At 23.2% G+C, this 13,503-nt stretch carries 12 protein-coding genes and 2 pseudogenes; 6 read left to right on the top strand and 8 right to left on the bottom strand.

Features of this window, described 5'->3' with window-relative positions; all coding sequences use genetic code 4:
- Window positions 1-260: 260 nt before the first annotated feature.
- The 3 genes from ACQH20_RS04870 (at window position 261) to ACQH20_RS04860 (ending at window position 2,430) form a co-directional block, all read left to right on the top strand.
- A complete protein-coding gene (locus ACQH20_RS04870; RefSeq protein ID WP_425376727.1) occupies window positions 261-539 on the top strand; it encodes a transposase in 279 nt (92 codons plus the stop codon).
- 108 nt (window positions 540-647) lie between these two features.
- Window positions 648-1,118: an IS3 family transposase gene (locus ACQH20_RS04865; RefSeq protein ID WP_425376726.1), complete on the top strand. Its 471-nt coding sequence runs from the start codon at window positions 648-650 to the stop codon at window positions 1,116-1,118.
- 367 nt (window positions 1,119-1,485) lie between these two features.
- Complete coding sequence (locus ACQH20_RS04860) at window positions 1,486-2,430, top strand: IS30 family transposase (protein WP_425376725.1); 945 nt, start codon at window positions 1,486-1,488, stop codon at window positions 2,428-2,430.
- Window positions 2,431-2,754: 324 nt separating this feature from the next.
- Here the strand turns inward: ACQH20_RS04860 and ACQH20_RS04855 are convergent, their stop codons facing one another.
- From ACQH20_RS04855 to ACQH20_RS04830, 6 genes and pseudogenes are all read right to left on the bottom strand, one after another.
- Window positions 2,755-4,101, bottom strand: a complete 1,347-nt coding sequence (locus ACQH20_RS04855) for a hypothetical protein (RefSeq protein ID WP_425376724.1) — start codon at window positions 4,099-4,101, stop codon at window positions 2,755-2,757.
- A gap of 275 nt (window positions 4,102-4,376) precedes the next feature.
- Window positions 4,377-5,615: pseudogene (locus tag ACQH20_RS04850) on the bottom strand (IS256 family transposase).
- A 210-nt stretch (window positions 5,616-5,825) separates the two neighbouring features.
- Window positions 5,826-6,713 carry a hypothetical protein gene (locus ACQH20_RS04845; RefSeq protein WP_425376723.1) on the bottom strand — a complete coding sequence of 296 codons (888 nt, stop codon included), beginning with the start codon at window positions 6,711-6,713 and terminating at the stop codon, window positions 5,826-5,828.
- A 36-nt stretch (window positions 6,714-6,749) separates the two neighbouring features.
- The gene (locus ACQH20_RS04840) at window positions 6,750-7,808 is read right to left on the bottom strand and encodes a hypothetical protein (protein WP_425376722.1); all 1,059 of its coding nucleotides are present in this window, start codon (window positions 7,806-7,808) and stop codon (window positions 6,750-6,752) included.
- 30 nt (window positions 7,809-7,838) lie between these two features.
- Entirely contained in the window at window positions 7,839-8,876 is a 1,038-nt protein-coding gene (locus ACQH20_RS04835; protein WP_425376721.1) for a DUF3137 domain-containing protein, read from the bottom strand.
- 152 nt (window positions 8,877-9,028) lie between these two features.
- Window positions 9,029-10,183, bottom strand: coding sequence for a YitT family protein (locus tag ACQH20_RS04830; protein WP_338956719.1), 1,155 nt, complete (start codon window positions 10,181-10,183; stop codon window positions 9,029-9,031).
- A 77-nt stretch (window positions 10,184-10,260) separates the two neighbouring features.
- Here ACQH20_RS04830 and ACQH20_RS04825 point away from each other — a divergent pair, with 77 nt between their 5' ends.
- Complete coding sequence (locus ACQH20_RS04825) at window positions 10,261-10,386, top strand: hypothetical protein (protein ID WP_425376720.1); 126 nt, start codon at window positions 10,261-10,263, stop codon at window positions 10,384-10,386.
- Between the two features lie 446 nt (window positions 10,387-10,832).
- On the opposite strand, the gene ACQH20_RS04820 is transcribed toward ACQH20_RS04825, so the two are convergent.
- A complete protein-coding gene (locus ACQH20_RS04820; protein WP_425376719.1) occupies window positions 10,833-11,090 on the bottom strand; it encodes a hypothetical protein in 258 nt (85 codons plus the stop codon).
- A gap of 126 nt (window positions 11,091-11,216) precedes the next feature.
- On the opposite strand from ACQH20_RS04820, the gene ACQH20_RS04815 reads away from it, so the two are divergent.
- Both ACQH20_RS04815 and ACQH20_RS04810 read left to right on the top strand, forming a co-directional pair.
- Window positions 11,217-12,065, top strand: a complete 849-nt coding sequence (locus tag ACQH20_RS04815; protein ID WP_425376718.1) for a hypothetical protein — start codon at window positions 11,217-11,219, stop codon at window positions 12,063-12,065.
- Between the two features lie 56 nt (window positions 12,066-12,121).
- Entirely contained in the window at window positions 12,122-12,805 is a 684-nt protein-coding gene (locus ACQH20_RS04810) for an IS3 family transposase (RefSeq protein ID WP_425376717.1), read from the top strand.
- Here ACQH20_RS04810 and ACQH20_RS04805 read toward each other — a convergent pair.
- A pseudogene (locus ACQH20_RS04805) lies at window positions 12,792-13,475 on the bottom strand (IS256 family transposase); the annotation flags it as partial. The gene ACQH20_RS04810 and the pseudogene ACQH20_RS04805 sit on opposite strands and share 14 nt — an antisense overlap.
- Between the last annotated feature and the right edge of the window lie 28 nt (window positions 13,476-13,503).

Raw genomic sequence — 13,503 nt, 5'->3', positions numbered from 1 at the left:
TTAAAATCTACATTTTCAATTAAATTTTCTTAAATTACTAAATCATCATTTGTCTTATTAACAATTAATGAATATTTTAATAAAATATTTATTTTTATTCTTTTAAGTAACTTTCTTAATTTTAATTAAAATTACTTGTTGGTCTTAAAAATTGTAATGACATTGTTAAATTATTAACTAATGTGGATGGGTTACACTTTATTCTAGATGTTCATACGTAGACAAGTGAACAAATTAGTTAAAAGAAAGGAACTATAATTATGGTCAATATTAACTCATATTCAGATGAATTTAAAAAACAAATAGTAGCTTTATATCAAAGTGGTAAGTCAGTGTCTTGTCTTGCTAAAGAGTACAATGTTACAAGAGCAGCTACTTATAATTGAATTAAGCAATTTACTAATTCAGGTAGTTTTAAAACTAAAGATAATCGTTCTGTTGAAGAAAATGAATTAATTAAATTAAGAAAAGAATTAAAACAGTTAAGAATGGAAAATGATATTTTAAAGCAAGCAGCACTAATAATAGGCAGAAAATAGAGATTATGGTTGAAAATAAATCTAAATATAAAATTCGCACAATGTGTCGTTTTTTAAAAATTTCTAAATCAACATATTATTTTAATTTAAAGAAAAAAAGAAAATAAAATGCAAAATAATATTTATGAACAAGCTGTTATTAGTGCTTTTAAAGAAAATAAAGAAGTTTATGGTACTAGAAGATTAAAAGTCAGTATGGAAAATAAAGGTTTTCCTTTATCAAGAAGAAAAATTAAAAAAATTATGAATGAACATAATTTAATATCAAAATACACGAAATTATCATTCAAAAATAATCATAATAAAGTTAATGATAATCAAATTACCAATCTTGTTAATAGAAACTTTAATAATAGGCTTAAAAATGAAGTTATTGTTAGTGATTTAACTTATGTTCAAGTTAATGGCAAATGAAACTATATTTGCTTATTAATTGACCTATTTAACCGCGAAATTATTGGACATAGTGTAGGTACTAAAAAAGATGCATCATTGGTATACCAAGCATTTATGCAATCAAATCGCTGTTTAAAAGATATGCAAATATTTCTGATCGGGACTTTCCAGCAATCTGTGTAACTTAGTGATTTTACAACTAAAATTTATTTAAAAAACACAGTTTTTAGGAAAGTCCCCATAATGTTTTTATATAAAACAAAAAAGGTTCTAGAAATTTTTCTCATAAAAAAATTCCTTCATTAGACTTATTCCATAATTAAAAATTTTAATTGTCAACTATATTTTTAAATTAAAATTTTTAATTATGGAATAAGTCTATATTAGTGGTTTCCTTGTACCAATATTAAGATTCATCAAAAATATAATTTTTCTAACTTTATTTAATATAAACAATTATAAATTCCTGAATTGTAAAATTAAAAAGGACATTTATATAAAAATTAAATTGTGTTAATTCTATAATTAAGAAAAGAAAGGAATTAGCACAATGTATAAGTATCTGACTATTGAATCAATAATAGCAATAAAAGAATATAAAAGTTATGAATTTTCAATTCGTAAAATAGCAAAAGCTGTTGATTATAGTAAATCAACTGTACATAGAGTTTGCAGATTATTAAATCAAAACTTATTACCATTAGAAATATTGAATCAAATTCAAAAAAAGAAGCAAAATGCAGGTAGAAAATTAATAATTTTAACTTTAGCAGAAATTAATACTATTAATTATTTGTTAATTACTAAAAATTATGCGCTTGATATAATTGCTAATTTTTTAAAGGAAAATAAAATAAAAAGTATTTCAACAAAAACTTTATATAACATGTTTAAAACAAATCGAATGGGTTTTGATGAAAATAACTTATTGAGAAAAGGAAAAAATAAACCTCATAAACAAAAAGAAACTAGAGGACGAATTAATAATTGTAAATCTATTCATGAAAGAAATTTAATCATTCCTAATATTAAAAATATACAAGAATTTGGTCATTTAGAGGTTGATACTATCATTGGTAAAGATCATAAAAGTTCTATTATTACTTTAGCTGATATATGATCAAAAACCACAATTCCTTTAGTTTCTAAAAATCATAAAGCAGAAAATATTACAAAAAGTATAATAAAATTTATTTCAAAGTTACAAAAAAGAACAGTTAAAACTATTACTTTTGATCGTGCTAAAGAATTTAGTAAATGAAAATTAATCGAAAAAATTTGCAATGTTAAGATTTATTTTGCAGATCCTGGCAAACCTTGTCAAAGAGGTTTAAATGAAAATAATAATGGTATTTTAAGAAGATATTTACCAAAATCTACAGATCTATCTTTATATAAACAAAAAGACTTAAATGCTATAGCATTTCAAATTAATTCTACACCCAGAAAATCACTATCTTATAAAAGCCCAATAGACTTAATACAATTATTTTAAAAACTGTCCCATTTGTCCCATTTATATTTACAATTCAGGATTTAAAAAAGTATAAAATAATATTGAATTATATGGTATTTTCGGGACTTTCCAGCAATCTGTGTAACTTAGTGATTTTACAACTAAAATTTATTTAAAAACACAGTTTTTAGGAAAGTCCCGTATTTTCATTAAATCCCAATTTAAATTTATAATTGAAAAAATAAATATACAATAAAAAAAGTACTTTAATTTACTAAAATACTTTTTTCTGATTTATTAAATTTCAAAATCATATAATTATATAATATAGAAATATTATTATACATTTATTATATACTGTTTTTATATAGTAAATGAGCGTGGCTTTGAAAGAAGTGATTGTTCATCAAACTCTGTTTTAAGAATTGAACTACTAATTCCATTATCCAAAGAATTTGTAGGCTCACAATAGTTATTGAATGTTCCATAGTTATTTCTTGGTTTAGTAGTAGATCCAAAATTACTATTTACTTTCTGCTCTTCAACAGCATCAAAAAAGATTTCATTTTCTTCATCATTTTTAAAATTTCATTCTTCTTCATTACATAATTGTCCAATAATACTAGAAAATTCTTCAATACTTTCTAATTCACTAAAAACATCTACTAAACAAGAATCATTAATAGAAGATTGACATGATGTTACTGATTGTTCAATATTACCATTATTTTGTTGATAACCAGTTCATCTTTTAATAGTATCTATAACAGTACTCAGTTTTGGAAGAAATGGTATTCCTTCTTTATTAACCATACAATTAAGTAAAGATGAAACTAGAGAAAGAGTTATACCACCAATAACTTTTGGAGCATCTGTGGACAGTTTTTTTCAAGTAAATTCTTGATTAGATATATAATTCTCAGTACCTCATGTTATAGCCATTGATATTGGTGTTATAAAAAATAATGGTAAAATATTTTTATAAAAAAAATTACTATTTTCATCAATATTTTGTTCACTATTAAGAAGTTGATTTTCTATATCATTAATATTGTTATTAAATAATCTTTTAACTTTTTCTCAACCTAATTTTATTACTTTTTCTATCCTAGAAATGATTGCACCATGAAAAGTCATATTTAACACATAACTAGTAAATTCAATAGTTGTCTGTCCAAAAATTTCCATTGAAATTCAATTATCTAAAATATTATTAGAAGCTCTATCCAAAATTACACCAGAATAACTTAAAAATAATAAGAAAGGAATCACTTTTATTATTTCTTTTCCTACATTAATATTATTTTCATTGTTTTTTCATTTATCTATAACTCAATTTTCAATATTTTCGATTGAACCAAAAATAAAAGGTTCAATAGCTGTATCAAAACCAATAAGTATACCACTAAATATCAAACTATCCTTAATAGTTTGTCAATTTCATGGTGTTTTAGCAACAGTAGTAGTAATTATCATTTGAGCAGTGATATTAGCAGAAAGAGCAACAATAAAAGTAATATTTTTACCTAAAAGTTTAGTTATTTTTGATAAATATTTGTTTTCTCTAATAGCAGTTTCTTCAAAAATAGATATTGTACTACTATTAGATATGCTAGAAAAATCACCACTTGAACCCAAAAAACTTATTGCACTATCGTCAGACATTCTACGAATATTAAGATTTTGATTACCTGTAAATAAAGGAGACATTTTAAACACTTCTTTCATATATAATAATAATTTTCTTAAGTTGCTACTTTTTTAAAATAAAAAGTAGCATCTAGTAATATAATTATTACGTGAAACTACTTTTTTTAGTCGCATATATTATTTAACCTAAAAAGGTATGAAAAAATAATAGCATGTGTTTTATAACTTGTCTATATTTTTTTAATTTTTTTAATACAAAATTAGTTATAAATTTTGGGACTTTCCTAAAAACTGGAGGCTTTTATGTAATCTGTGTATCTTTGTTTTACAAAGTACTAGTTTAGATTAATTCTATCTACAAATTTTATCATAAAATGAGCAATTGCTGTATTTCAATTTTGAATGGGCATTGTTCATTTTTTTGTTATATTTTCAATTGCTAAATAAAATATTTTAAAAACTGCCATATCATTAGGAAAAACTTTTTTATTTCTGATAACTTTTCGTAATTGACTATTTACAGATTCAATAGCATTTGTTGTATAAATCACTCTTTTAATTTCTGCAGGATAACTAATAAAAACAATTAAATTATCTCAATTTTTATATCAAGATTTAGCAATTTGAGGATATTGTTTATTTCACTTATTTTCAAAGGATTCTAAAGCCTGCATTGCTTGTTATTCACTACATGCAGTATAAATTGGTTTTAAATCTGCAACTAGAGATTTTCTATGCTTATATGAGACATATTTCAAACTATTTCTAATTTGATGAACTATGCATAATTGATGTTCTGTTTTAAGATAAACTGATTGTATTGCTTCTGACATGCCTGTTAAATTATCACTGCAGGCAATAAGAATATCATTTAAGCCACGATTTTTCATTTCTGTTAAATTTGCTAATCAAAATTTAGCACCTTCATTTTCACTAATTCATAAACCTAAAACATCTTTTTTACCTTCTAAATCAACTCCTAAAGCTATATAAACTGATTTATTAATAATCCTTTTATCTTGTCGTACTTTCACTATTATGCAATCAAAATAAACAATCGGATAGACACTTTCTAATGGTCGATTTTGCCATGCTTTTACATCATCAATAACATCATCAGTAATTTGACTAATAACACTTTCACTAATATCAGCACCATGATATAACTCTTGTAATTGCATTCTAATATCTGATAATGTCATACCTTTTGCATATAAAGAAAGAACTTGTTGATCAAAACCTTCAAATCTTCTTTGTCTTTTTGCAACTATTACAGGATTAAAATTACTATTGCGATCTCGTGGTACATCAATCTCAATTTTACCTTGTTGAGTTATTAATTTTTTTGAACTTATACCATTACGAGCATTGTCACTATTACTATGTTGATTCTTATCATATCCTAAATAATTTTGCATCTCAGAATTCAACATTTTTTCTACTAATCTTTTTGTTAATTCTTTATACAATCCTCCCTCTTTAAAAACTGTTGTTAAATCTTCAGTATTTTCTAATAATAAATCTACTGCTTTTGATATTGGATCATTATTATTAATATTTTGCTTTTTAGCCATCTGTAACTCACTCTTTCTAGTCATTTAATTATATTTACTAGAATTAATTAAACATAGTTATTTTTGTAAGTGACACAGAGATTACTAAACATTACCAAAAACTGTGTTTTTTAAATAAATTTTAGTTGTAAAATCACTAAGTTACACAGATTGCTGGAAAGTCCCGTAATTAATTTTTATCTTTTCAAAAAGGAACTAAAAATTTATTAATTAACTATTAGTAGTAAAAATAAAAGTTAAACCTTCATATTTATTACCAAAAGCAATATCCTTTGAATTTTTACCCTCTAATCCAATTTTTATATAATCATAATATTTATCACCAAATTTTTTATTGCCAGTAATAGCAATAACATTATTATAGCCGCCAGCATTTAACAAATATGGTTTAAAATTATCAAAAGTTAACCAAGTAAAGGGTTTTTTTGGAATAAAATTTAACAATGGAATTAAAATATTACAAAGTAAAGGGTTTTTCACTTCTTCAGAAGGAATTCACTCTTGAAATAATTTTCAAAAATTTTTAGCTTTATCTGAATTATTTCTTAAATATTGTTCTTTTTGATTTTTTTCTTCCCTTTTAAAAGTAGCACCAGCAGTAACTAAGTCATTATAAAATCCACCACTGTCTTTTTTGTTAATTGATAAATATTGTGTTCCATTAACTAATGGTTCTAATTTTTCATTTATATAATCTTGTAATGGACTAAAATTAGCATCAAAACTACAATCTTTTACCGTAGAATTATTATAAACAGCTAAATGAATTTTAATATTAGTAGTACTAATTTTTTTTATTTCATCTTGACCATTAGTAATTTCATAAGTAATATTACTAAAATCTTCTGGAGCAGTATTAAACAAGGTACTAATATTGTCTTCAATTAATTTTTTAAAATCAAAAACATAAGTTTTATTTTCGGGTTTTAAAAAATTATTAAAATTGGGATAAGTATTATTAGTAATTAAATTTGCAGCATCTTCTAATAATTGCTGATAATCAACTGATGAATTGTGAAAAACATCACATGCACTAATATTAATACTAGTAATACTAGTAAATGCAAAAACACTTATAATTTTTAATATTTTTTTCATAATAAACTTCCTTAGATAATCACTACTTTTTTAGTATTATCTTCAAATTTTTTTTGTATTAATAATTCTATTTTTAATTTGTGAAATTTCATCACGGTTTGTTATTTCATAAAATAAATGATAATAAATATATTTCAACTCACTAACTTTAATATTTTGTTTTTCAACAAATATTAGAAATTGATAAATTTCATGTAAAAGTTCAAATATTTTATTTTTTTCTTCATTAGTTAATACTTTTTGTTTTAATTCATTTCGAATAATTAATGGTGCTTCTTTAACAAATAGAAAATCACTAATGATATTTTTATAATCTCAATTATAAAATATTTTAAAATCATCAACTTTGGTTTTAACATTTTTAATATTATTTAAAATAGTTTTAACATCATTTTTAACTAAACTTTGAATGAAGACTGCTAATATTAATGCTAAAGAACTAGCGGGAATAAAGTACTTTAAAACTTGATCAATGTTAATAGTACCCTTAGTAAAATTCAAAATTGAATTTTTTACAATTAAATATAAAACTTCAAAACCTAAAATAATAAATAATGATCGTTTTTCTATATCTTTTCATCAAGGATTACCAAGAATCTGATTTTTTTCTTCTAATATTTTTTCTAAAATAATATAAATAATAAAATAACAAAATCAATAAGTTAAAACAAATAATGTGGTAAAAACATTAGTAAAACAAAAAATATAAGTAATGTTTCTAGCAACATTTAATACTAATAAAGCTTTAAAAATAAAAAAATTATTTTCAAAATTTGAAATTACCTTATATTTATTTTCAATATATTTTTTCATTCAACATCTGATTTGAATAAATATTAAAGTATTACTTGCAATACAACTACTAAAAATAGCAATATATAAATAAGTTTTTAAAGTAATAACAGTTTCATCAGTAATACTAGCATTATTAAAAAAATCAAATGTTAAAATTTTATTAAAAATACTACTTTTAACTTCTCATAAAATTGCACAAATAATCAAACAAATTGTTAACAATATTCATAAGATCGTCTGCATCAAATATTTATTGTTAAATCATTTTCAACTTGATTTTAATAATTGATAGTTATTCATAATTTTATCTACCTTATTTTTAAATTATTATTATAATAATTGTAAGCTATTAACTCACATTTGTGCTTGCGTTAAATTTAAAATATCTTTACTAATCATTGCTAATAATTTATTAATAAACTTTTCAAGATTAGTAGTAGTGGGTAAAACCATCAATTTGCCTTTTCCATCATTATAAGGATTTTTTCCTAATTCATATTTTCAACTTAATGTTAATTGTTCATTTTCTATGTGAATAACTGGTAAATCTTTATTTCCTAAACTATAAGCAAATTCATTAAGTAAATTCATTACTTTTGGTTCTAAAATTAATCTTAATTTAATTTGATTATCACATTTTACTTCAAATAAATCTTCAAATAAATGTGATTCTAATTGAACTTTCTTTTTACTACGAAATTTTTTTGAAAATATATTACGTGGTGTTAATGTCATTGTAAAATTATTATTCTTAATAATAGTTGTATAATAAACAAAACGTGCATAATAACAAGTAATTTTTTCTGTTTCAATAACTTGAGCAGCACTATTATATCCAGAACTTGTCTCATACATAACTTTTTGGTTAATGATACTTCCATAGTTAAAATTTTGACCATTAATACTTCCTATCATTACTTGTTGGCAATAATTATAATAATTAGGTTGTTCATCTAAAGGTAAATTACCTTGTGGTTCAATTGTTCAATAATCACTAATAGTTGTTAAATTCATTTGTGAATTATTATCTTTAATAACTCATTGATAATAGTTAATAATTGGTAATTCTTCTATTAATTTTTCATGAATTTTAGTTTTTAATACAAAACTCTGCACTAATAAAAAGCATCCAACAATGAATCCAATAATACTAATAATGGTAAATGGTTTTTTAATAAATGATGATTTGTTAATACCAATACTAGCACCAATAGCAATTAGAGCAATAATGGTAGTAATAATTCATAAACTAATTCATAAACGATTATTTATTAATTTAATTCATCAATGATTACTAATATTATTATAGTCAGTATGAATATTATTAACAATCTCATTTACAACCTTTGGCGATAAATTATGTTTCATAATTATTCCATTCTTTTTTAATTCTTAATATAGCTTATAATTAATTTTGTTTTATAAAAAAATAGAAAAAGACTAACTATAGATGTAATAATCTATTTAGAAGTCTAAAAACCTACTATTATAAAACTAATTACATTATAACATATATATTATTAGTTTTTTTCTAAAAAATCATTAATTTCAGTAATATTAACAGGTGCATTTTGTGGAGGTTTACCTGCATTACCACCATGCATATATTTTGCAGGAACTGCTACCATAAAAACTTTAGGATCGATTCGAACTATTTTTGTTTTAAAAAAATTATATTCTAATAATGACATTGTTGTCATCATCATTTTATATTCATTACCTGAATACAAACCTTTCACATTTCAAACATTACCACCACGTAAATAATTATTTCGATAAATATCATTACGGATTTGCTCTAATTCATTAGAAATAATAAAGACACTCATCAACATATATTTTGGATAAACTCTATTCATAACAAAAGCTGCTACATAAATATAAACAAGCGTTGACATAAAATAAGGCCTAACTAAAAAATTATCAACAAGACTAGTTTTCTGTAAAAAAGTTCCATCAAGAATTAAAACAATAACAACAATAATAATATTAGTATTTCTAATAATAGTAGCAATTGAATATTTACGTTTCATAGAAATATAAGTACTAATAAAATCCATACCACCACTAGATCCACCAGTTTTAAATAAAATACCAATACCAGCACCATAAATTAATCCACCTAAAGCAGCAAAAATAAAAGTACGTGGTAAAACTAAGTGCCAATAATCTGTAGTACCTTTTAATGGCTCATTACCTAAAACTTGAAAATTTTTAAGAGCATCAATTGCTGTTAACAAAAAGTTAATTCCATTTTGAAATAACAAATAAATAATAGTATAAAGAGTAAAACGAAATCCAACCTTGAATAATCCTCAAATAATGATAGGACCATTAATAAGAAAATATACTGGATAAAATCAAAATGCTTGCGTTGTTTCTTGTTCAGTAATACTACCATTATAAGATAAGGCAATAAATTTAGCTATTAATTGTGCAAAAGCTGATAAACCATTAGTATATAAACCAGCACGATTAATAAAATAAAAAAAGGAAACAGTTGTTAAAAAAGCACCAATAAAAATTAATAATAAATTTTTGGAAGTTATTTTTCAATTAAAGTTTTTTCATGAAGAATGGATCTCTTGTTTAACACCAATATTTTTAAAAGTAAAGGCATCAACAATTAACGGTGGCTCTTTATCTTTATTTTTTGCTTCTGAATTATTGGACATATTAAACTCCTTTTTAACTATTAAATTGAAGTATTGTTGGAACATAATTACTATCATCATAAGGCGAAGGTAAAGACATGTCAATTAATGAATCTTGAAAACTAATCACAAAATTAACTTTAAGTTCTAATTTATTAGGACCAGAGCTTGTAACTTTTTGACCATCAATTCCTTTGATATTAATATCAACAGAATTAACATAAGGATTATTATTTAATGCTAAACTTATTCCTTCTTGAACTAAAGTTTTAGTTTTTTGAGAAAAATCAGCATATGTTTTATCAATATCAGGTTTAGTTTCTTCATCAACACTAATTGGTACTATTTGTTCTGATAATTTAGTAACATCACTAACACAACTATAAACTATGTAATCGCTTTGTGTATAAGAACATTTTATATTAAAAGTTTTTTTTATGTATTGTTTAACTTTAAAACTTTTATCATTATTTACTACTCCAACTTGATAAGTAATATTAATACTAATTCTACCAGTTGAAGTATCAACATTTCAAGTTCTTGCTTTTGTTGATTCATCTATTTTACCATTATCAATCGTAAAATAATAACATTTAGTACCTACTTCTAATTGACTATCAAATCAAGTTGGTTCTTTAATATTTGCTTTATCTAAAATTAATTTGGCAAGTTATTGTGCAAGACTGCTTTCTAATGCTTTATTTTCAATAACTTGTTCTTTTTCAGGTCTTTGACCATCAATAGGAACACCCACTGGTTTTTTAATACCAACTTTTGATAAAGTTGATTCTCAACCATTATAATTACCATTACCATTAGTAATTGCTTTTAAAATACTATCTTGTTTTTGATCAGAACAAGCTAAAACTGGCGTTACTATTCCACTACCAAAAGCAATAGTACCCATTAATGTTAAAATTTTTTTCATAATTATAATCATTCCTTAATTTAAAAAATATCATATATAAATTGTAACTTATTTTTATTATTTTGCTATACACTATCTTCAAAATCTTTATAATTAATACTAGTTTATATTAAAGGAATTGATAATATGTTTAAAATTTTATATACACTAGTTACTATTTCACTAGCCGCTTTTACTAATTTATGCCAAGTGAAAATAAATAATTATCATCATAAAGAAATAAAATCAGAAAATACTATCCTAAATGAACAAAGTTTAACCTTAGCTTTTGAAAGTGGAAATTTTTATAATTGAAATGAAAATGATTCAACTAATTCTATTGCTGGTATTTTTACAAATTCACAAGCACAATCTTATTTATTAAATAAGGATGGCACATATAATAATTTAGACTTACAAATTAATAATTTTATTAGATTTGATGATAACTTAGGAATTGCTACTTTAAATAATTTTCATAAAAGTGATGATACTAATTTTATTAATAATTCATTTTTAATGACTAAAAATGGTATTAATGATGATGCTACTGCCATTGAAACTCCAAATCATACTTTTACTAACTTTGGTAATAATATCGTTAGTACCGATATTGGTGCTGACTTAATTAATACAGACGGAAAAGTAACTAACTTAGTTACTCCCTATCATTATGGAAAAAGTAAAACTAGTTTTACTACTATAAATGATACTTTTGGTGTTTTTGTTGGTGGTGATCAAAATTCTTATATTCTAAAAGTTGATGGTAATATCAAGCCAATTAATATGAATGTTCCTAATCCAATACTATTAAATTCTTTTGTTGCCATTAATAATAATGGTGGCATTATTCGTGATGTTAATGGTCAATCATTTTATTTAACAATAGAAGATAATGGTAATGCTACAACAAAACCATTAATTATTAATAAGGAGCCACTGTTTAGTACTACTACTACTGTTTTTTTTAGCAAGTGAACATCTAGAATAAAGTAGACACAGAATTGTAACCTTTGTGTTAAAAATACTTTAAGGAAGGTGTTCATTTTTTTATGGCTAAATGACTATCAAAAGAAGAAAAGTTAAAAATAATAAAAATAAGTAAAATTAAAACAATTGATAAAACCGCATTAGAGTATGGTATTGGTCGATCATCAATAAAAGAATGAATTAAAGCATATAAATTATTAGGTGAAAAAGGTTTAGAATATGGCAATGGAATTCGTGCTAAAAAAACCAAAAGAACAGGTCGACCCAAATCTTTAAATTTTAATGAAATGACAAAACAAGAATTAATTGAATATATTGAGGCAATGAACGATATAAAAAAGTATTTAGAAAAATCGACAAAAAAGAAGAAATATTTTGTGATTTTCTCATTGAAGAAAAAATATCAGATTAGTTATTTATGTTGATTATTAAATGTTTCAAAATCAGGATATTATAAGTGAATTAAGAATGGAATGAATGAATTTAATAAATGAGATACATTTTTAGCTAATATAATTAAAAATATTTTTTATGAATTTCAAGAAATTTATGGTTATAAAATGATAACTTTATGAATTAACAAAATTTATAATTTAAAATTAAAATTTCATATTGTATATAGATATATGAAAAATATGAGTTTAAAAGCTAAGGTTCGCATAAAAAAATTTGATTATAGAACTAAATCAGGGAGGCTTTTATGTAATCTGTGTATCTTTGTTTTACAAAGTACTAGTTTAGATTAATTCTATCTTCAAATTTTATCATAAAATGAGCAATTGCTGTATTTCAATTTTGAATGGGCATTGTTCATTTTTTTGTTATATTTTCAATTGCTAAGTAAAATATTTTGAAAACTGCCATATCATTAGGAAAAACTTTTTTATTTCTGATAACTTTTCGTAATTGACTATTTACAGATTCAATAGCATTTGTTGTATAAATCACTCTTTTAATTTCTGCAGGATAACTAATAAAAACAATTAAATTATCTCAATTTTTATATCAAGATTTAGCAATTTGAGGATATTGTTTATTTCACTTATTTTCAAAGGATTCTAAAGCCTGCATTGCTTGTTCTTCACTACATGCAGTATAAATTGGTTTTAAATCTGCAACTAGAGATTTTCTATGCTTATATGAGACATATTTCAAACTATTTCTAATTTGATGAACTATGGATAATTGATGTTCTGTTTTAAGATAAACTGATTGTATTGCTTCTGACATGCCTGTTAAATTATCACTGCAGGCAATAAGAATATCATTTAAGCCACGATTTTTCATTTCTGTTAAATTTGCTAATCAAAATTTAGCACCTTCATTTTCACTAATTCATAAACCTAAAACATCTTTTTTACCTTCTAAATCAACTCCTAAAGCTATATAAACTGATTTATTAATAATCCTTTTATCGGGACTTTCCAGCAATCTGTGTAACTTA

The organism is Spiroplasma endosymbiont of Aleiodes alternator, assembly GCF_964031135.1.
GTDB lineage: Bacteria > Bacillota_I > Bacilli_A > Mycoplasmatales > VBWQ01 > Spiroplasma_E.
Note: the sequence above shows the minus strand (reverse complement) of the source record. Positions and strands in the feature narration are given on the sequence as shown.